Annotated in this window: 14 protein-coding genes; 10 read left to right on the forward strand and 4 right to left on the reverse strand. The window is 40.2% G+C overall.

Annotation, left to right across the window (positions count from 1 at the left end):
• Positions 1-2141 (forward strand): hypothetical protein (locus tag G1O98_RS18355; protein ID WP_163930324.1); only part of this gene is annotated, 2141 nt, incomplete at its 5' end.
• Here the strand turns inward: G1O98_RS18355 and G1O98_RS18360 are convergent.
• From G1O98_RS18360 to G1O98_RS18375, 4 genes are all read right to left on the reverse strand, one after another.
• Positions 2138-4981: a DUF3962 domain-containing protein gene (locus tag G1O98_RS18360; RefSeq protein ID WP_163930326.1), complete on the reverse strand. Its 2844-nt coding sequence runs from the start codon at positions 4979-4981 to the stop codon at positions 2138-2140. The two genes, G1O98_RS18355 and G1O98_RS18360, sit on opposite strands and share 4 nt — an antisense overlap.
• Positions 4982-5096: 115 nt before the next feature.
• Positions 5097-8642, reverse strand: a complete 3546-nt coding sequence (locus G1O98_RS18365; RefSeq protein WP_163930328.1) for a hypothetical protein — start codon at positions 8640-8642, stop codon at positions 5097-5099.
• Complete coding sequence (locus G1O98_RS18370) at positions 8635-9948, reverse strand: Fis family transcriptional regulator (protein WP_163930330.1); 1314 nt, start codon at positions 9946-9948, stop codon at positions 8635-8637. Before G1O98_RS18370 ends, G1O98_RS18365 begins: the two co-directional genes overlap by 8 nt.
• A gap of 477 nt (positions 9949-10425) precedes the next feature.
• Positions 10426-11067, reverse strand: a complete 642-nt coding sequence (locus tag G1O98_RS18375; protein ID WP_163930332.1) for a hypothetical protein — start codon at positions 11065-11067, stop codon at positions 10426-10428.
• A gap of 556 nt (positions 11068-11623) precedes the next feature.
• Between G1O98_RS18375 and G1O98_RS18380 the strand changes: the two genes are divergently transcribed.
• The 9 genes from G1O98_RS18380 (at position 11624) to G1O98_RS18420 (ending at position 22623) form a co-directional block, all read left to right on the forward strand.
• Positions 11624-13243 carry an ATP-binding protein gene (locus tag G1O98_RS18380; RefSeq protein ID WP_163930334.1) on the forward strand — a complete coding sequence of 540 codons (1620 nt, stop codon included), beginning with the start codon at positions 11624-11626 and terminating at the stop codon, positions 13241-13243.
• A gap of 3 nt (positions 13244-13246) precedes the next feature.
• Positions 13247-13762 carry a DUF192 domain-containing protein gene (locus G1O98_RS18385; protein ID WP_163930336.1) on the forward strand — a complete coding sequence of 172 codons (516 nt, stop codon included), beginning with the start codon at positions 13247-13249 and terminating at the stop codon, positions 13760-13762.
• Between the two features lie 277 nt (positions 13763-14039).
• A complete protein-coding gene (locus G1O98_RS18390) occupies positions 14040-14561 on the forward strand; it encodes a hypothetical protein (RefSeq protein WP_163930338.1) in 522 nt (173 codons plus the stop codon).
• A gap of 558 nt (positions 14562-15119) precedes the next feature.
• Positions 15120-16910 (forward strand): group II intron reverse transcriptase/maturase, encoded by a 1791-nt coding sequence (ltrA, locus tag G1O98_RS18395; RefSeq protein WP_163930340.1) that lies wholly within the window; start codon positions 15120-15122, stop codon positions 16908-16910.
• 54 nt (positions 16911-16964) lie between these two features.
• Positions 16965-17126: a hypothetical protein gene (locus tag G1O98_RS18400; protein ID WP_163930322.1), complete on the forward strand. Its 162-nt coding sequence runs from the start codon at positions 16965-16967 to the stop codon at positions 17124-17126.
• 169 nt (positions 17127-17295) lie between these two features.
• Entirely contained in the window at positions 17296-17610 is a 315-nt protein-coding gene (locus G1O98_RS18405; protein ID WP_069074926.1) for a hypothetical protein, read from the forward strand.
• A 304-nt stretch (positions 17611-17914) separates the two neighbouring features.
• Positions 17915-20737 carry a hypothetical protein gene (locus G1O98_RS18410; protein WP_163930342.1) on the forward strand — a complete coding sequence of 941 codons (2823 nt, stop codon included), beginning with the start codon at positions 17915-17917 and terminating at the stop codon, positions 20735-20737.
• A gap of 2 nt (positions 20738-20739) precedes the next feature.
• On the forward strand, positions 20740-21450 hold the full coding sequence (locus G1O98_RS18415; RefSeq protein WP_163930344.1) for a hypothetical protein: 711 nt from the start codon (positions 20740-20742) through the stop codon (positions 21448-21450).
• Between the two features lie 54 nt (positions 21451-21504).
• Positions 21505-22623: a hypothetical protein gene (locus G1O98_RS18420; RefSeq protein ID WP_163930346.1), complete on the forward strand. Its 1119-nt coding sequence runs from the start codon at positions 21505-21507 to the stop codon at positions 22621-22623.
• Positions 22624-22627 lie beyond the last annotated feature (4 nt).

Consider the following 22627-nt stretch of genomic DNA (forward strand, 5'->3'; position numbering starts at 1 on the left):
AATGTGAAGAGTATGAGCATAAAATTATAAATATAATAGCATCTGCAAAGTTTTTACAAAATTTTATAGATACTTGTCTAAGTGATGCAGGCTTTTTACATATTCTTACGCAAGTACAGTCAAAAATTAGCATTGATCAATTACACGAAAAAGTTTCTGCTGTTTTAATAACAGCAGAAAAGCGATTAAATTTTGATAGTCTCCCTGTAATGCAGCAAAATTTACATCGTATGTCTCAAGTACAAGTACAATTGAGAAACGTATATAGACAACTAGATATAGTTACAAAAAAGATTAACAAGCAAGCGAATAATCCATTAAATATTGATGTTATTAAAGCCTTAATTGGTGTTCTTGGTAAATCCATTACGGCATTAGGTTTGGATGAAAACGGAGTTATTATTTTATATAATAATTCTCAATACGAATCTGTAAAATCTATTATTAATAAATGTATTAATTTAAAGCAAATTATTGAAAAGCCTATACTACAGTTAGCGTATCTTGTTTCATTTGGAAAAGAATGCACTCAACATCCGGGACTGATAACCGCATTAGAAGAAATACATTCAAATAAATCAATAAGCGATATTAAAAATGATGTCAAAACCAAGAGTCGTATAATCAAGAACAGTTTAAGTTTTGGGAATCAAGGTGTCATGTTATGCCAGCTTGAACAAATCAAAATTGTACAGAAAGATTTAATATCAATAAACAAAAACTTCCAGAATATTATTAATACAATTGAAAAAGGAAAAATTACTTATATTAAATCTACTACACTAGAAAGTTTGTTATTGCTTTTTGGCAGTATTTGTGCAGTAGAGTTTAGCCCAAAAGATGAATTATTTATTGATTTTAATAGTCAAAACGAAAAAGTTTTAGATATTTTAAGTTTTTGTCAAAAGCTACAACCAAAAATTGAAACTTTAATTCAAGAAGGAGAAGGAAAAATAAAAGAAGCACAGGAATGTTTAAAAAATCCACTATTGATGAAACAGTGTCAGCGACAACAACGAAGAAAATCTGTTCAGATTACAACTGCAATTGTTGCAAGTATTTTAATTTTAATTAGTCCTGGAGTTTGGTTTGGTTGGAAGCGTTTTTCTCAAGAGCAAGTACGTTGGAATGCACAAACGTTAATGTCAAGCATAGGTGATGTAACACAAGCAAAAGATATTAATGAAATCAGACTAATGCGTGACAAAATTAAACAGGCAATTGCATCAGTTGAAATAATTCCGAATTCATTTGCATCTGCATATCTTGCAGCACACCAGGATATTAGTAAATTTCGCGTGCAACTCGATCCAGTTGAAAAACGACTGCAAATAGAAGAAGATACAGCAGCTAAGTTTGAATCTACAAAACAGTTAGCAATGGATGCAGCTATTTTGGTGCAAAATCCACCGCACCCAGCAACAGTATGGAATGAAGCAAGTAATAAATGGCAAGAAGCAATTACTATCTTAGAGTCGATTCCCGAAGATTCATTTGTTAGCGTAGATGCAAAAACAAAACTTGAACAATATCGTAATAATTATGCTGTAATTTCAGCGCGTTTGTCATCTGAAATCCAAGCATCTGATTCGATTGAAAATGCCAAAAAATTGAGTTGGGAAGCAGTAAAAATTACACAGAACCCTCCACATTCTAGTACAACTTGGAAACAAGCCAGCAATAAACTTGAACAGGCAATAAAGCTTTTAGGAACAATGCCTAAAAATTCCCCTTTGTATGCACAAGAACAACAGCGGCTTCAAGAATATAAGGCTAACTATACTACAATTAATAAACGGCTAATAATTGAAGATAACGCTGTTTTAAAATTTAAACAAGCGCAAAAATTAGCTAAACAAGTTGAGAGAATTGCTCAAAATATGCCTTACACGTTAGCTGGACTGCAAGATGCACTTGCAAAAATCAAACAAGCAACAAATGTGTTAAGCAGTATTCCTTCTGGAACAACAGTTTCAGTACAAGCATCAGAAGTTGTACAAATATATAGTCGTAATTACAACACAATTTACAACCGCTTTCAAGCTATCAACACTTGTAGTTCGCCACAATCAAGTGATTGTTTTGATGCCAATTACAGTTTTTATCTAGAATCTATAGACAGTAGTTTATCATCACTTTAATCAAGAGATTCAGAAGAATCTTCCTCCTCGTCCTCCTCTTCTAAGTCAACAGATTCCACTCTATCTTTAGCACTCACAGCATATTGTTTAGCTGAAGTTGCAAACGGAAAAGGTAACGGTAAAGAAACCTCATTAGCAAAATATGGCCATCGATCTCTAAGATTATGAACAAAACAAGCTAACTTATCGCGTTCAAGACCTGGGTGATGAATAACAGCTATTTCTAATGGTTTTGGATTGCCTGCTTGTACACCGCCATTATCCAGACGAGACTGTTTCTGTTGTAATGTATTTGTACCTTGCTCGGTATTTAACAGCTTCCTCATGCTGAGGTAAAGTGCTGTTGCCTCATCATCGCACACATCCTGCCAGCAGAATAAACCATTAGTTCTGCTACCAGGAGAACCCTTAGCAATAGCAACGGGAACTTCACCATTACCTGGAACTCTTAACCGCACAACCGAAAGCCGATTTATTTCCGATTCTGTCATGTGCCGTTTTAGTTGATCGGGTAAATTGTTAGCTGGTAGTTGGGGATTTTGTAACCATGTCAGCATTGTACGAGCATTTATGGCTTCAGCCATAAACAGCACATGGGGAGGTTTTTCCTTTTCAATTGATGTACTTAAACAATCACGCAAGCAATCGGTAACAAATTTATTGAGAAACTTCTGTTCGTTTTGGGTATCACTAGACTGTTGTGCATCGCTAGTATCACCAGTCGTTTCATCAGCATAGCTATTAGGTTCCCATTTTTCACGGAGTAAATATCCCAGCCCTGCTGAATACGATACCCAGCCTTGTGTAGCGAAGAAAGTAGGGGTAGTGACCTGTACCGTTCCCTTGATTGGGTTGACTCGTACCATCAACGCTACAGTAGAAGCTTGATTATTAGCTGTTGTTTTTCGAGTGCGGCGTAAAACATAAAAACAAGTCAGCCACATATTTGGATCTATGCCATCTTTTTCAAAGTCGATGAGAGGAGCAGGTAAAATTCCAAATTGTCGTAATAAGTCTGATACTGCCCTTTGGACTCGATTTTGAGATTTTTTCGGAATGTATTCTTGACCATTTGTTTCAGATGTTGTTAAAGCATGGATGTGCTGATTGACATAACCAGCCTGCATTACCCCAATTCGCACAGCAAGTTTTGAATCTGACTCCGGTGGAAAGAAATATTTCTTTGGTTTAATTTCTACTAAAGCACCACTTAATCCTTTTGGTGAGGGTAAATATGAGGTAATCTGATGAATACGCTTGTCTATCAAATTAGTGCGTTTTTGTTGTCGGTTATTGCCCTCAACTTCAGGATTATCAACATCTAGTCTTGCTGTTATGTCTGAGACGTGCTGAGTTATAATCCGCAGACATACATCCTGATTTTGATAAAGAGTTTCTTCTCTTGTTAACCCCGTTAAAGTTTCGTAAGTGATTGTTTCTCCTTGAGGTGAGATTGAAAGTAATTTACAAATTTCTGCAATTAGCGCATCTCGACATTTTTGGGTTTCCCACAAAATTAGGATGGTATTAGGAGAGCTTTCAGGGTGTCGAAATGTAGCAGGAGCAGCAATTTTTGGACGCAACATTGGCGTAGATAAATCATCAGGATTTTTAGGTTCTAGACTACCTTTTTTTTGTGACTTTCCAGGCTCCCAAAAAGGTAAAGATTCACCAGATTTTCTCATCGCTTTACCTATACGGCGAACTGGGAAATTTCCTTGCTCGATCTTATTTTGAATAGCACTATCTAAACTAGCTAAATCTAGCGGACTCACACCAGGAAAACAAGGAAATTCACCCAAATGTCGAGAGTCATAAGCAATAGCAGCTTGTATTCCAGTCGGGGCAGCACCAAAGACAGACCAATTATAAACTGGCTCACTAGCTAAACTATCAGGTTCAGGAAGTGGAGAATCATTAATTTTCAGTAATTCACTAATAGCGAGTGGCCACCTTGCTTTTCTTCCTTCTTGCGTTGTAATTTGCTTAATAGGGATATGAATCAAGCGGAATGGTTGTTTTTTCCCATCTAACCACCGTCGATTATCACCAACAAAAGAAGTAACGCCTCGATAAGGTAGGCGTTCTATAGTTTCGGTAAGCCATCGCCGAATCGAAAGTTGATGATAAATCATTGGCTGACTGCGCCAAGGAACTGTTTGCAACTTGAAATGAATGACAAATGAGATATTTACTTTGCCAACTTGTTTTTTATTTTTAATTAGCGGAACTTCATAAGGAGGCCATGATATTAGTTCGGCTCCTTGCTTAAGGTTTACTACTTGGTAAAAAGTTAGTTGGTACTGATTATCGGAACCGAAAGTGACCTGTGGATTTTTGAGAAATTCCCCAGCCATATAATCAGGTATCGCCTGCCAGCGAATGTCTATGCCATACGGGTTATTTGGTGGAAGTTGCAAAGGATAAACTGTTGATTTATCCTTCCATTCCCAAGCATTATCATCCAGTTGGTCGAGAATAGATTCAACTTCATCATCACCTAAACAGTAGCTAAATTCCTCACGCAACCAATCTTTGATCAAGTCAGGCAAGTTGAAAAGGTCAGCCCGTTCTGTTGCTAATATCCAAGGTACACCGGGACGTTGCCAGCCATTACGTACTGTTTGAATGATTCTGGGAAAGCTCGCCGCGATAATCGGGTCGAGGGAGTAGACGGGAACGGCGGGATAACCTCTACCTTGCAAATTGACACGTTTTTGCGCCAGAGCTTGAGCGACTTGCTGCCATACAGTAGGGACTTGGAGAGAAAAAAGTTCGTATTGTTCATTCTTAGTAAGTTCCCAAGCTCCGGGGAGAATGCTTTTAATTTTAAATGGCATAATTTAACTCCTTATCTTTCATTTTCTTCTGTACATTGAAGCAAGCATTGTAGAGGGATTTGGCTAATGTTTTTCCCTAAGATTGTTGACCAAGAAGAACGATAGCGAAATGATTTTATTGGTCATAGCGTAAATCCTTTGTTTGTTTGAGTGCATTAAAGAAAGCACCATAGAGGGATTTAGCTAATGTTTTTTCCCAAGGTTGTTTGTCTTCTGGCTCAATAGCAAGTTGAAGTTCCTTGATTATGCCTACTAACAGTGAGGTTCGTTCGTTGTCGAGTTCACTGTCAACTGATTGAGGTGCAAACTTTGCATCTAGAAAATGGACAATACAGGGAACTCCTCCACGTACCAAACGCCCGATAATTTGCCAAACACTTACCAATTGAGTCCAGCAGAGTATAGAACGTTCATCACTGGTTAACTGTTTGAAGGACATCGCCCGACAGTTTAAGTCAAGCATTTTCGCCACCGCATACTGGTAGAACTCATTTTCTATATTCGTCAGCGTGAGAGCATCGCCTCGTTTTTCTAGTGCTTCATAAAGCCTAGAATCTTCAGACTTTTCCAGCGCCCAATTATTGAGTTGCTGGACAGTAGTTTGCCAATCATCGGGAACTGGCATTGGTCGGCTCAAGAATACCGCCGCCCCAAATGCTGCTATCCGCTTCTCATTGAGAATGTTGTGTCCTCGCTCTAATGCCATCAAAGGTGCAACGACAATTGGAATAGACATTTGGGCGAGGTCACGAATTTGACCGCGACGAATACCACTCAAGTGAGCCGGAGCATTGTCACGGCGTAGGGTAGCAATGCCGTTAAGATTTTCAACATTACGGTAGAGGGGTTTTAAAATTGACTCCACCAATTCTGCTTCGTCATAGCTGTTGGTGATCAGCAATAAGCGTTGGCGATCGCCCCAACGTTCTGGATCTTGTTTGGCTAAATCACTCAAGGTTGCAAATAATTGATCGAGAAAGCTGTTGGCTTGTCCAGGATTGTGACAGATGGCCTTGACCATTTCGTTAACAGCTATTTTTCTCACATCTGGTGGCAGTCCCGATAGGGCGATGTACTTGCCGACTGCATTAGGTTGGGAACTGAAGAAAAAGTCGCTTTCGCCAATTCCGGCATCACCTGCTGTGTAATTATTGGTAGCTGGTTCTAGCAATATAGTCGGTTTTTTGCGGATGTGATAAGCAGGTGTCCCTGGAGCGTAGCTAGTGCCTGAAATCAAAACTGTATGGGGGCCATCCCAACCATCAACAGCAAAGAGATGGGGAAAATTTAGGAGTAAATAGCGTCCAACCCCAACGTAGCGAAAATATTCCAACTTCCCACCAGATTTGTTACTCCGATCTCGCGTATACCTGAAGCCTAAAATGTTTCCCACAGGTGAAGATGGCACAACTGGCAGATAATCACGGGGTGGGCGGTACACAAGGGCAAGACTCGTGTCATGCAAGTCAAGAACTCCCGCCCGCATGAGTGCATTCAGGTTATCAACTAGAAAGCCCAGCTTATCGTTGAGTACCGTTACCAGAATTGCTAAGTGCAAATGGTGCGTAACTTCCTCGAATTTAGTTTTTTCTGCGAGAGAAATCCCCAAGGATTCCAGCCATTTGTGTAACCATTCAGCAACCTCAGTTAATGCCCTAGCATCATTTTCGGCACTCAGTAGAGTAAAGGCAAGGTCTGAAAGTTCTCCTCCTTTGCGACGATTAAGGGGAGCTTGCAAAAATCCCTCCAAAGTTTGCATGATTTTTTTACGGCGCTGGCGTTCCTCTTCGGGGGGTAAACCAGCCTGAATGCGTTTTTGTCGTTCCTTGCTGCGTTCGGCACGTTTCAGCTTAGGAGATGGTTCGTTCTGTTCTGTTTCTGGTGTTTCTAGAATGTCGCGGATTATATGGGCGAAGAGTGAACGACCTGTAAAGGGGTTTTGTCCCACCCATTCCACAAGTTTTGGTTGGTTATGGAGCCGGGGGAGAATTAGGTCTGTTGCAATTTGCGCGTAGTCATTAGCTCTTTTTGCAGTGGCAACGAGTTCAGCCGCCATGCTGCGGCGGTCAGAATTGTAAATAGTGGTGGCGAATTTGAGTCCTAGCTTATTTAATAGGGAGTTTCCAGAAGAATTTACTAAGACTTCATCGGGGGCGCAAGCTTCATCAAACTGCACCTGTACCCTGTCGGCTTCGTCAACAAAGAGAAAGTCACATTCACGGTAAACAGCTTCAGCAAAGGTCAGTTTTTCTGCAAAAACTTGCGGGGGAACGCGCGTATGAATGAAGCTGGCTGGTGTTAACACCCAAACCAATGCTGTAGCTATGTCTCGTTCTAATTGGTGACGCGGACATTTGTAATACAAGGGACAAGTATATTTATCTTCACTCTCGCCCTCCTCAAAATCTTCGACATCCTCATCATCCTCTGTCTGGGAATTGCCGTTTTTAGTAGTGGGTTGTTTTTGGTAAAGATTGTGACATGGTTCTTCACCGAACTCCCATTTTTCTTCTGATTGCACTAAAGGTAGTAAAGGACAGACAGGACTAAACCAACGCCATGCTGGGTGGATTGCTCCTGTTTCGATTTCTTCACCTTGGGTTGCTAGAATTGGTTCATAAACTTTTTCTAAGTGTTGAAAGCGATCGCTGCTTCCCAACACAGGGGCCGCAAGAATTCCCAATCCATCTCGAAATAGGGAAGCCACACGCACTGCTGCCACAACATCATTTACCAGCAATGCACAGCGATATCCAAGTTTCGCAAAATGGTAAATCAGAATATCAAGCAGTGTTGATTTACCTACATTCAATAAACCGACAATGTGGACAAGTTGCTCTAGTTTAATTTCAGTGTTTGGTAGGGAAGGTTGAAAATCATCTATTGATGCGTCGTATAACTTTAAGGCAATTCCTGTTAGACGTTGATGATAATTTTCTGGCTCGTACCCAGCTTGGGCCAGTTTTTCATCCATTTCCTGAGCATCTTGTAGCAATTTTTCTAAGGTGACAAGACGAGAGGGATTCACAGCCGTGCGTGTGCCATGAAAAGATATCTGCGGAGAAAGAGCCAGATTAGCGACAGCTTCAGGAATATTGATCGGAACATCAACGGTAGTGTGACCTTTATGAGAAACTTTGGCATACCAATAACCAGAGGTTGCTAGTTTGACTTTTCCTTTTTTGTGCGATGGAGTTTTTGATAGGGTTTGACGGTACAGTTGTAAACGTTGGGGGTAAGTGCTACATGGAATCAGTTGAGCAACATCATTTGTATCCGTTAAGCTGAATATCCTGATAATTTCAGGTAATTTAATGTATTCAGCCAGAGTCCGCTCCCACTGTCTTCCTTTACGACGCACAAGATAAAAACGGGCTTTTTGTACGAGTAGCCAGTTTTCTTCACTTTCAAGTGCTTTGACTGGAAAACGATATCCTAAAAGTAACGCTGATACGGAAGTCGCTCTTTCTTCTGGAGCTACCTCCATCAGTAAGGTTAACCCCAATTCCACTTCCGCAATAAGTTGAGCAAGACGTGCTATTTCTCGTTGCTGTATATTAGCCTCTGCATCAGGTAAACTTTCTTCCACATAAGCTTTTAAGTCCTGCGATTTGCGAAGGGCTTGACGCAATGGTTTACCCCATTGAGAAATATCACGCATGATTTTTCTTCTCCAGAATTTTTTTCGCTTGGGAGATAATTTCACTAACCAGCTTCAAGCGCACGCCACCCAATCCTGGTTCGAGTCTTTGGCGTTCCACCTCAATTCGTAAGACATCATTTCGCTCATCTGGGAAGACTATAAAGGTTTCAGTAGTATCAAAGCGATAGTCTACTTTCCGCAAACGCTCTTCATCTAAATACGACCAATCTTTAACGTCAATTGCCCAGCGAACTTTTTTACTAAACTCTACGAGTAAGTCAAATTGATCAATTTCAGGCCAAAGAGTAACGTGTACTCCCAGTTTTGTCAGGGTTTCTGCAAGCTGAATTTCCCAAAGTCCTGGCAGTGTCCCGTACCGATGCACACCAGGGGTAAGGGCTTTCCAATCTTCTGCCTCATGCTTGGGAATTGACGCTTGGGGTGGGAGGCGGAGTTTCGCACTCAGCTGTTCACAAGTCATGTTTCGGCAGTTATAAGTTCCATCTCGACGGCGACGCATTACATATTTGCAGCGAGAGCAGAAGTGATAAGTGGGGTCACTTGTTAAATCAACCAAATCCACATACATTTGCAGCAAAAAATCACGCAGAGGTCTTAATTGGGATGAAGACAAAAGGCGACGGTATTGAGAGTAGGGGAGGACAGGACACTCAATAATCAGCTTTCGTAAGGCGCGATAAGCTTCTTCTAGTTGGTTTACCCGACAGTATTCCAGGACATCTTGCAGGACTTTCTCTTGCACCTGCATTTCTACATCAGCACCCGTAACTTGCCACTGGAGGGCAAAATCGGAAACTAACCCATCTTCTATAAGAGTGACTTCCGATGATAGGTGTTTAATCTCTGCTGCTGGTTGCCAGTCAAGAACTGGTTTTTTTGCCCAGTTAAAAAATTCTGGCAGGCTTGAGGGGGCTTGTTCGTCTCCAGAAAGCAAAGATGTTAAATGCATTCTGGACATCCCAACACGAAGAGCTTTTGGAATATGCGCTCTGTTCATAGGTTCTTGTTTTTCCCACTCTACTAAGCCGGTTGCTAAATACCGCAATGTTTCCGTTACGGGTATTTGTAGTCCTGGTTCAATGTCCGGTTCAGGGGTGAGGAAGCGAAGACTGCGGGCAGCATTATCTTCCCATTCCACATCGATACCTCGCATCGTCTGCAACCATCGTTGCAGTGTTGCTTTCTGGCGGGGTTGCATTCCCAGTTCAGCACAGAATTCCTCCAGAGTAGGTGCTTGTTTATGAATGCGAAACCATTCCCGTAGCGCTGCTAAAATTTTGTCTCGATGTCTAGTTACTTTCATCGATTAATCTCCTACTTGCGCTTGTTTGACCAATTTTGGCATCCCTTCACTGATAGGTCAAGAAAATTTTGCAATGTTTCCATAATGTTTCCGATGTTTCCAAAATTATTTTAAAAAAACCTATGATGCCAACAAGTTTAGGCAGGCATTGCAAAGAATTCGGACTCTGACTGTGAAATAGAGATTTTCAGAATATTTATCAGTTAATAGGAAGAATTTAAATGCGTTCTCCCAACGGCAAATGGAAGCCGTGGATACGTCTACAACGTATACAAATGTAAACATTAGGGAGATGGTGAGACAGTTCTGGTCTGCGGCGATTGGCTTTCTTCACACAGATGGAGGTAAACAAACGCGAAAGGAAAGATTTTTTCGTTGGTTCCTAACCTTCGTTGCGATCATAGAGTAATTCAGATGCGTTTCCCCTGGATGGGATGGGGACTTGACCCCAATATTAGTTAAACTGAAAGAGAGTTCCTAATTAGCTTTCTTCCACTCATCAAATGATTGACAAGCTTTCCCTGTAGGAATTAGCCCATTGGAGGATACACCAAAATTTGTAAGAGCTGCATTTTCTATTTGTGCATTTGCGACAGCATCTCGCAATATCTTCTCTTTTTCCTGTTTTGGCACGATTTCTATTTTCGCATCTTTAGGTTGAGGATTACTGCCTTTCTTTAGTGGAAATTCTCTGACAACATATAATTGCTCTTGTTTAGCAGTACCTGATGCAAGACATCCCCTAGATTTGACAAAAAGAGTTGAGTCCGATGAAATATCAGCAAAGAAGCTAGGCTTAGTGATAAACTTTATTTCTCCAGCAGGGCCCCATACATAAATGGGTGTTTGGAAACCTTGAGTAGGAATATTTTTAGTTTCATCACAGCCCAAATTTATTTTTCTATTTAAATCTACGCCAGCATTCCCACAAACTTTCCAAGTTACTTTGTATAAATCAGGCGTACTCTCGACAAACTGTTTGAACTTTTGCTCTCGCTCTGCTTCTACTGCTTTTTGAGCAGAAGCAGCTTTTTGTTCTGGTGATTGGCATGAAGACACTCCCAAACTTAACAGTAAAGCAAGTACATAAATCCGGTTTTTGTTAAGATTGAATATCATAAAAGCACACCTAATTTGCACAATTTTTTGTCAATATTTTAACAGATGAATAAGTTTGAAAGTCAATTTATTAAATATATTTATTTTATCTATAGATAAATATGGCAAATATTAAATACAAAAAATAGTTGAGACTTAAATATTAATATTAATTGCAATTTTCTGATAATATAGCGTTGATTTTAAGTAAAATTGCTCACTCAGACAATGCGGTTGAAGAAGAATTCAGCTATTCTGAATGGGCTAAACCTTAGCTATCCGCTAACAGGAGTCAGAATCAATCAGTCGGGGATTCAGACCGGCGCAGGTCTTGTTGACCACCAAATCTACGATTTGGTGGGGGTTTTAAATCCTATTATTCATCCGCTTTTTCGGTCATAAAGCATTGCTGAATTCTGACTCCTGACTCCTGAATTCTGTTGGATAAATTAAGAGAGAATGGCATATTGTAGTCAAAAAGCAAGAGGTAAAAGTACTGTATTTTTCAATACTTTTGTCTGTGGAAACAATTTTTTACAACTTTTATTATCAGGATGACCAACAAATAAAAAAACTGATGAATACTACGCTGATAGAGCAAGTATTTGACCTGATAAAACTAAACAATCCTTTGATTGCGATAGAATCTCCACTGCAAGAAAGGGCAAGACTACTGAAAAGCATTGCTAGGGAATGTCAACAAAAGCACGTTTTATGCTATCTGTGGACACTATCAGACGATCAACTACATCAGTTAGAGGTTAATGGGCAGGACTTGATTTTACAACAAGTACTAGAGTATCAGCCGATGACCAAAAATAAACGCGAAGATTACTTTGAGATCCTGCGATTTTGGAAAGCGACTGAAAAAGAAGGCATTTTAATATTAGAGGGGATATTTCCTTGGTTGGGAAACTCAACTACTGACCCGGATTTTTTCTTAACCGCCGAATGGATTAAGTCTGCCCTTATAAATCTGAAACTTGACAACCGGAACTCAAATAGAACAGCTATCCTGTTGGGGCCAAACGCCAGTCTTTCATCTGAAATTACCGCATTTGTGCCGACGATTAGACAAGAACTGCCAACAGTTGAAGAAATCAGCAATTATCTACAAGGGGTATTGCCAAAAAACTATAGTGAAAAGGAAATTAATGAGATTGCCCTTGCTGCTGTGGGGATGTATTTAGCAGATATTGAGTATGGGATTAGTTGGGCTACAGCTTCTTGTACCAAAGCCCAAGAACTGACAAAAAAACTTTCTCTTTACAAAACTGACCTGCTCAGGCGAGTTTACAATATTGAGTTTCTCCAGCCCCCAGCAATTGAAGTTGGCGGACTGGACTTGATGCAGGAATCTTTTAAGACATATAAGCGCTTATTAACGCCGTTAGCTAAAGCATATAATCTTCGGCTACCCAAAGGTATTTTATTGATTGGGCCCCCAGGCACAGGTAAATCTCATTCAGCGAAAGCTTGCTCCCAGCGATTGGGGATTCCGATGATCGTTTTAGAGTGGGGCAGTTTTCGTAGTTACGGCAACATGGCGGAGTACAAGCTAAAAAACTTGCTGGCACTAGTAGACAGGATTAACCGTGTAATTCTATACCTAGACGACTTTGACAAGGGATTTACTCTCAATGATGATTTGTCCCGAAGACTAGCAGGGATGTTGTTAACCTGGATGCAGGAAAGAAAGAGTGATGTATTAATTATTGCTTCTGCCAACAACATTGAATGGCTACCACCAGAACTGACTAGAAGCGGGAGATTTGACGACATTTTTAAGGTGGATTTACCCAATAATGGGGAACGACACTCGATTTTTAAAATTCATCTCGCTAGATTTGATTATCGGTTCCGTGATAGAGATGGGTTCAGCGATGAAGAATGGCGTAGACTGCTCAAAGCGACCCATCGCTGTGTGGGTGCGGAAATCCAAGCAATTGTGGAAAGGGCGGCTATCTCTACTTTTTGCCTGATGTTCACAGACGATGTTCCACCTATAGGTGAACTGCCGCCGCTAGAAATTAGACTTGAAGCATTATTGTCAGCGAGAAATAATATGAATCCTCTGGCAATCCGGGAAGCTGAACGGATTGAGGGTATGCGAAACAAAGCTGATTTACAGGGTTTACCGTCCAGTCCCCTTGACTCAAGTATATATAGTGCCGGCAATGTCAATATTTTTGGTTAAATTATGCAATTAGTCAAAATTCCCACAACAATCGACTTATATGCTGCGGCTTACAAACTGTTAAATATTCTTGGCCCAATTGCGGGAATATCAATAATTGTCGCTTCATCAACTATCGCCTACTTGCAAACTCGTCCCCAGCATTTACCCACAAAGCAGATGCTCACCTACAATCAGCGGACATTCAAGTTGGAAGTAGCCACCACACCTGTTGAATTAGAGAAGGGGCTGAAGTTTCGCAATCATTTGCCCGGCGATCGCGGGATGTTGTTTAATTTGGGCAAGGAATACAAAAATGTCCCCTTTTGGATGGAGCAAGTAAAAATCCCCCTAGACATCATTTTCATCAAGGATAGTATGGTGACGACGGTAATTTACAACGCTCCACCTTGTGCAAAAAATCCTTGTCCAATTTACAGGGGTAGTGTTGCTACTCAGGTTTTAGAACTGCCCTCTGGTGCTGTTAAAATTCAAGTCGGCGACAAGCTCAACATCCAGCCATTATCGGTTCCATACTGATGAGAAAACCAACAAAGGGAAAAAAGTCAATAGGCAATCTGGCGCTTATTTCTCTAAATTTCATCAATGAATATAAAATTGTATACCTATATAATTTTAAATACTGATAATAAACAGCTATAACATCTATATAAGCAGTCTACTTGCTAGATTTGCTGTGAAATAGATTGTATTAAATATTCTATGTAGGCAAAGGTACGGTTTTTTTTAGTACTTTGGTTTGTAGGTTTTGTGGGTGAAAACCCGAATAATATGCGTATCGTTTCAGGAGAACGAAATGCATACTTACCACGACGAGACTGAAAGCTTTGTCAATAATGCTGCTGTACTGACTTCAGGAAAAAAGAACAGCAAGATAACAAATAGCACACTAGCGCTAATGGGAGCGACGGGTACGGCAATGATCGTGTCGATGTCAGTCCACAACATCCTCTTAGGTGGATTGATGATTGCTACGGCGATCGCTATAGCACTACCAAAGCAATCTCAAGCTCTGTTGACTAATTTTGAGCAGATACAACGCAAGTATGGAGTCAATCTTTATGCGGTGTTGTTTACGATTTTGACGGTTGTTTGTCTACTTGACTTTGCTTCCTCGCCAGCCGATGCACAGTTTTTTAACACTGCTCAAACCTGGATGACTAATACCTTTGGTAATGCTGGGAACGGACAAACACAAGCAGTTGTAGCATTGTTCTTCAACGTATTAAGGGGTCTGTTCTTACTCTACGTAGGCATCAGCCTAGTCCGGGTTGTTCAAGCGGCCCGCAACGATGAAGATTGGGTGCGATTCGTTTAACTGAAACCAGTAGCAATACTGGGGGATAGTTAGCTTGGTTTTATTTAACCATGATAACTGAATGACCATGTAGGTGAAAGTCCTACTCTGTAAGTGCAACAGTAAAAGCACTTCCCCTATTCGGGAGACTGGTTATCAAACGGATAAAGCGGGGAAGAAAGGCAGACTTCTGAAAGCCGTACTCAGCAACCTGTCTAGCAAGAACCCACGAGCAACCATGTGTGAAGACGCGATTGAACCATCGTTACATCGAATGGGCAACGACGGCTAATTAGCCCAAGCCAAAATGGCAAGGAAAATAGGGAACTGGCGATTCCAGTCTCGACCAGTCAGCACTTCCCTCTAAACCCGGTGGAGAGCGTCACTCTAAAGGTTCAATCAATGGTCATTCGGAACGAAGTAATCCACCTATGCGCTCTTGAATAGAATCAAGCAGGGAACCACCCGCAAGCCATAAGTGGAAGGGATTGTGTCAAAAGCTAAAGCCCAGAGTAATGTCTGGGATATGCAGACAGACACACGGCTTATTGGAAGGTATAGTCAACAGTAGCAGTGAATATGTCTAAAGCCGAACAACAGTTCAGGATAGAATCAGAACTTGACACACCAAAAACCCACGAGATAAACCCAAACAATTGGCAGTCAATTCCTTGGAAGAAACTGGCACGTCAGGTTTACAAGCTGCAAAAGAGAATATACCAAGCCGCTAATCGTGAGGATTTAGTCACAGTTCGACAGCTTCAGAAAACCCTCTTAAATTCATGGTCAGCAAAATGTATTGCCGTTAGGAAGGTTACACAAGACAACCAAGGTAAAAAGACTGCTGGAATAGATGGTGTCAAACTATTAGCACCAGACCAACGTATGCACTTGGTTAAAAGTCTCAAACTCAACGGTAAGGCAAATCCTGTCCGCAGAGTGTGGATACCAAAGCCAGGAACCCAAGAAAAAAGACCTTTGGGTATTCCGACAATGTACGACCGTGCATTGCAAGCTTTAGTCAAAATGGCGCTAGAACCCGAATGGGAGGCACGTTTTGAGCCGAATTCCTACGGTTTTCGACCAGGACGCTCCGTGCATGATGCGATTCAAGCAATCTATTTAAATATCAAGCAAAAAGCTAGATATGTGCTGGATGCCGATATTTGTAAATGTTTTGAACGCATTAACCATCAAGCTCTGTTGGCAAAACTGAACACTTTCCCCAGTTTACACCGTCAAATTAAAGCATGGCTGACTGCGGGAATATTGGATGGAGGAAACTTATTTCCTAATCATGAAGGAACGCCGCAAGGGGGAGTTATATCTCCACTTCTGGCAAACATTGCCTTGCATGGTTTAGAAAACCACATTCAACTGGCATTTCCTCGAAGAGATCCGAAAATCAACGGGAAAAAGGTGACTATTCGTTCACCAATTCTAATCAGATATGCCGATGACTTCGTGGTACTTCATGAGGATATTTCCATAGTTCAAAAATGCCAAATTCTGATTACTGATTGGTTAAAAGGCATGGGGCTAGAATTAAAACCAAGTAAAACCTCACTGACTCATACTTTCAATGAGTATGAAGGAAAAGTAGGCTTTGATTTTTTAGGGTTTAATATTAGGCAATATCAAGTAGGAGACTACCGTAGTGCCAAAAACCCTTATGGACAAATACTTGGTTTTAAAACTTTGATTACCCCAAGTTCGGATAAGCTTGAGAAGCATCTGAAAGACATCGGTAAAATAATCGACACCCATAGTACCGCACCACAACAGGAACTAATAAACAAACTAAATCCTGTAATCAGAGGGTGGGCAAACTTTTATTCAAGCGGTGTCAGTAGAAAAGCCTTTTCAAAGGCAGACTTCTTAACTTATCAAAAACTGCGGGCATGGGCAACTAATAGATGTACTCACAGTAACAAGCATGAGATTGCTAACAAATACTGGAGAGTAGCTGAAAATGACCTTTGGCGTTTCAGTACACCTGATGGTTGTCAACTTGCTAAACATTGCGATACTCGAATCATCAGACATATCAAAGTGCAAGGCAGCCGCAGTCCTTATGATGGTAATTGGGTTTACTGGAGTTCAAGAATGGGTCATCACCCAGAAGTGCCTACCAGGATTGCTTCATTATTAAAGAAGCAACAAGGTAAATGCACCCACTGCGGACTCTTTTTCCAAGACGGAGATTTAATGGAAGTTGATCATATCATCCCCAAATCTAAAGGTGGTAGAAATTCATACAACAACTTTCAATTACTTCATCGTCATTGCCACGATAGAAAAACTGCCAGGGATGCTTCATTTTCTCATGCAGTTTTGACACAGGAATATATTCAGATAAATCCATTCTGAATATTTCTGATGTTAGCGGTACTTATGACAAAAGCCAATTTGCTGAGGAGCTGGATGAGGGGAAACTCTCACGTCCAGTTCTGTAGAAGAGGTAGAGAGAGTGATTTCTCTATCGACTTCAACCAAACATTAGCCAGAACTCCATTAATTATTGTCCTTTCAGTTTTTGTAGGAGATTTAGTTACTGGCTTGATTGTTGGTGGAGGTGCGGCATAACCAACAGTAAACAGTTATCAGTAGAGAGTGATGTATTTATCTGCATCGTCAGAGTCCCCCATTTCTCACTCATTAGTAGGTAACAGTTAGGGTCAAACTATTTGACTGAAACTGTGATAACTGATAACTGATTTAATACAGTCTTTTCATGCTGAAATAGTTTGAGATCATGAAAAATGAAAATAAATTTCGGACTGTAAATAGAATTTTGGGAGACAGACCCAGATTAGGCCCATTTCCCGCCGACCAAATTTTTCCTTGGTCAGTAATAGGAGTAGTGAATGTATTTGTTGTTTCTTATACATTTCAAGCTGGATGGTTAGCAACTGGATTAAGTATTGCTTGGGGATGGGCAACATGGTGGGTAGTTTCTACGAATAAAGATTTTTTGGGAAAATTTATCGGCGTACCACGAATTAGTAGAGGTTATATGCCTTTTAAAACATTGAAAAAGAATACAAAAATCAGAATTAAAAGGGAATAGGTAACAGGCAACAGAGGAATTCCCAGAATTAAAGAAGTAGGTTGAGAGTCAAAATTCACTCCGTCAGGGGCGATGCCCTGAGCTTGTCGTAAAGCCTGCGGCATAGTTCTCCAAGAGTTGGGTCATAATTCAGAAATGTAATAGACCGAAAAAGCGGTGCTTCGTAGCATCTCCGGCTCTGCTCCTGAATTCTTCTTGAATTTCTCATTTTCTACCGTTCCCACTTAAGAGTTAAGAGTTCCCTGTTTTATAACAGTAAATAATTTGAATCATCCACCAATCGTAGATAATTTGTGCCTTCATAATGAAAACTCCGAAACAATCTAAATATCCAGATAAGTTAGGTAAGAAAAAATTAGAAAAAGAGCAAATTGAGTTTGCTAAAGTCTTGACTCCCTTTGAGGACATTATTCATTTAGCAGGGATTTGCAACTTGAATTTAGGCGGGAGAAAAGGCATAGGTGCATTGATTCTCAAAAAAGGTGAATCTATTCAGATTAAATTTTGTTTTGATTGTTTAGGGATTCATCCGAATTTAGCCAATGAACAAATATTACCGATATTCGAGGGGATAGAAGCCGGACTTAAGGAAATCCCAGAGCAAGAATCAATGACCATACATTTTGGTTCATTTACTTCGGATTATGAACGGCAACAAGAACTTAAGCAAATTGAGAATACTTGTTCAGTCGAACAACTTAAACTCTTGATTCGTAGTGAAAGATTACGAATCAAAGGATTAACCAAAAGTGGAATCCGAAAAAACAAATTCTTGAGGTTATGGTGTACTTATACTGTTGCTTCTGATGAGTCACGAAATCAAGATTTTGTTGAGTCTATTATTAAACAATTGGAGAAAATCTGGTACAAATTCACTGGAGAAATTCACTACATTAATAATACCAAGATTGAAAATATTCTGCAAAATTCATTTAATGCTGGTTTTCAATCATGGGAGAATTTGCTGAGTAATAAGATGAAATTAGGGATTAAAGCTTTGAGTCCTGAAGAACTCTGGACGGTAATCTGGCAGCAATTTAACCATTCTCCACCAACAGCAATCCCAAATCCCTTAAAAATAGATGAAATAAATGGACTAATTGAAACCCAAACAAGCGATTTTCACATCCGGCATCATTTACTAGAAGATGAGCAGTCTTTACCATTTTTGGATCGTCAATGGGTAAAAATCCAAGATAAATATATTGGAGCGCTGAATTTTAGTCAAAAACCAGGGGGCTGGATAGACGAACAGGGACAACTAAGATATCTCTGGTCACTGATATCTAGAGATAGTATTTTCGATACTGAAATCATCTGTCAAGTTACGAAAGCTAACCAAGGAATCACAAAAACTAATCTGCAAAGACTAACTAAACAATCGATTACTTCTACGACATTATCCAGTGATAAAGGTAATATTGATGTCAAGTCGGGACTGAATATTGAGTCAGCAGTAGAAGCTCAAAAGACGATTTACAAAGGAAATGTTGTCGTACACACGGCTGTAGTTTTTCTGGTACACCGTCAATCAACACGCTCTTTAGATGAAGCTTGCCGTTACCTTGCGAGTTACTTCTTGCGTCCGGCGGCAGTTGACCGGGAGATAGAATACGCCTGGAAGACATGGTTGCAGTGTTGTCCATTTGTTTGGGAACCACTGTTAACCAAGCCTTTTAACCGCAGACTGCCATATTTTAGTTCCGAAGCACCAGGGCTGATGCCTTTGATCCGCACAGCCACAGGAGATCGGACTGGGTTTGAGTTAATTGCAGAAGAGGGCGGAACACCTGTATATCTAGACTTGTACCAAAATCACAAGAATCTAGCTGTTTTCGGTGCAACTCGTTCGGGGAAATCAGTACTGGTGGCTGGAATTCTTACACCAGCACTTGCCCAAGATATCCCAGTTGTCGCTTTAGATTACCCCAAACCAGATGGTACATCTACTTTCACTGACTACACTAATTTGTTGGGGAAAGACGGGGCTTACTTTGATATTTCTAAAGAATACAACAATCTTTTTGAGTTACCGAATTTGCAAGGGCTAGAACCAGAAATTATCAATGAAAGATTGAATGATTTCAAGGAGTTTTTGAAATCAGTGTTGATGACAATGGTGATTGGAACTAGCATGATTGGGGTTAGTCCTGGGATGATTACCAATATTGAATCAATCATTGCTTTAACATTAAAAATATTTTTCAACGATGATGAAATTAAAATGCGCTATAAGTTAGCGCTCTTATCAGGAGTGGGAACTAAGGCATGGACAGAAACTCCAACGCTGCAAGACTTTTACAAATACTGTTCCCCAGCTTTTGTTAAATTAGATTCTATTGCCAGTAACAGTCGAGATATAATGTCAGCTTTAGAACAAATTCGACTGAGACTTAGTTACTGGTTAAGCACAAGAGTTGGACAGTCAATTTCTCGCCCTTCTAGTTTTAGAACTGATGCAAAATTACTTGTTTTTGCATTAAGAAATTTATCAAGTGAGACGGATGCAGCCATTTTAGCTCTAAGCGCTTATGCTGCTGCACTCAGACGAGCGTTAGCATCGAAAGTCAGTATCTTCTTCCTCGATGAAGCACCAATCTTATTTCAATTTGAATCAATTGCAGATTTGATTGGTAGATTGTGTGCAAATGGTGCAAAAGCGGGAATTCGCGTAATCCTATCTGCCCAAGAGCCAGAGAGTATTTATCAAAGCAAGGCAGCATCTAAGATTTTTGCAAATATTGGGACTAGATTAGTCGGGAGGATACAAACCTCAGCAGTAGACCCATTCATAGAGAGATTTAAATATCCTGCCGAAATCATTCGGGTTAACAGTACAGAAGCTTTCTATCCCCAAAAATCGGGGATTTACTCTCAATGGTTGCTTGATGATAACGGTAAACTAACTTTTTGCCGTTATTATCCCGCCCACTGTTTATTGGCATCTGTTGCTAACAATCCCCATGAGCAAGAATTGCGGACTCTTTTTCTGAAAAATTATCAAGATAATCCTTTATTAGGAATGGTCAGGTTTACTGAAGATTATATCAAAATGATTCGGTCAGAAGAATTATCTGAGGAAGCTAAAAAACTCATGTTTCAATTACAAAAAACAAAGGTAGCTTAACCATGAAGAATCGTCAAAAAGTTGCTGTACTACTTTCTGCTACTGTAGTAAGTTTATTACTAGCTACACCCAGTTATGGATTAGTCATTAGTGATTTTTTTAGCTCTCTAGTTGATGATCTTAAAGGTGAAGTAAGTCAGATCCAAACTTGGACAAAATCGCAAATAGATCAGAGTTGGGCTGGGATTAAAAAAGATGCTCAAGCTGCAATTGATAATACTGTCGGAGAGATGGGAGCGCCAGATCCGATTGCTAGTAGCGATGAACTCAAAAATCGAATTGCTGATACTTACTCTTTACCAGTCGCTAAGGAAAAGGGGCAAGATTTAGAGCGAGAACTCACAAGAGCTTCAATCATCAGTGTTGTAGGTAAAACTGGGCAAGCAGATACATCTCAAAAAATAGAGAAAACAACACAAATAGCTCAAGACGCGAAAACCATTGCTGACCAAGCTCAAGACATGGATGCTTCTCAAAATGTCCTGAAAGCGATCGCCGCTCAAAATGGTCTGGTGGTTTCCATGTTGGCACAACAGCGCACTGATTCATTGCAAGCAAGGCAGGATAATTCATACTCCAATCTCATGCTGACTCAAGTTGCAGAAAACACAGCAAATGCACGCAAAAAACAAGATTTGAATGAATTAGGTACTCTTTCTTTGACCCATGAACTTATCGGTATATCTCGTTTAGATCCAACGCAAGAAAATTAACCAGGAGAGGAAACTCTTAACATCTTCCTGATTCCTTATCATCAATTCACCCTTATGCTTTCAAAAAATTACTTATTCGCTCAATCTCAGTTTGCTGGTGCAGATTTATTAGAACAAGCAAGTAAGACAGCAGATTTTATTGCTCAAGGTTTTAATCAGACTTGGGAAGAAACTATCACAGGTGATTTATATGCTGCTATGTGCAAAGTCGGTGTATTATTCGCCGTTGCAACATTTGTTTTTTTCATGGTTGAGTGGACAAAGAAAATGCTCTTAGGTGATGAACAACGTGCATACACAGATTTTATTTGGGTGTTGATAGTTATAGTACTCCTAGCAAATAATGGCAAAGCTTTAGGAGCAGGTACTCTCGGAATCAGAAATTACATTAACAATACAAACCAATACATGCTAACACGTACAGCAAAAGGTATTGATTTAAGAGCTGCATATCAAAAAGCTTTGGGTGTAGAAGCGGTGCGTGGATCTATTGCGAAAGAAATAGAAAATTGCAAAACCTCGTCTTTGAGTCCAGAAGAATCTGTTAAATGTCTGTCGGATGCTAAAGATAGACTTCAACAAGACTATCCGAGTTATTTTACTGGTGAAAGCGGCCCGTTTTCGTGGGTCATTCAAAAAATAGACAGAATTATTCAAGCTCCAATAGAGGCAATTAAAGGTGGGGCTAATCCTATACAAGTAATACTTTCTCCTTTCAGTGCTTATATTGGTTCTTCGGTCATCGAAATTGTTTCGATTGTACTGATTGGGTTGAACGGAGCTTACCAATGGGCGATTGAACTAACGATGTTGTTAACAGCACTTCTCGGCCCTTTAGCTGTAGGTGGTTCTTTGTTACCTTATGGTGGAAAAGCAATTTTTACTTGGCTTACGGGTTATTTCGCTGTAGGAATGGCAAAACTTTGTTTCAACGTAATTGCCGGATTAGCCGGACAATTGATTGCTACCTCTAGAGCAGATCAACCTCTATTCTTTCTTTTTACAATTGGGATTTTTGCTCCTTTCTTAGCAACTGGATTAGCTGCTGGTGGTGGTTTAGCTGTACTTCAACAAATCAACAAAGCGGCTGAAACCTATAGCACAATCGCTATTGATGCTACTAAAGCTATAACAACATCTGGTGGCAGTTTAGTATCAAAATTCAGTAAATAGAGGT

Origin of the sequence: Nostoc sp. UIC 10630, from assembly GCF_010747425.1 — a bacterium.
Lineage (GTDB): Bacteria > Cyanobacteriota > Cyanobacteriia > Cyanobacteriales > Nostocaceae > Nostoc.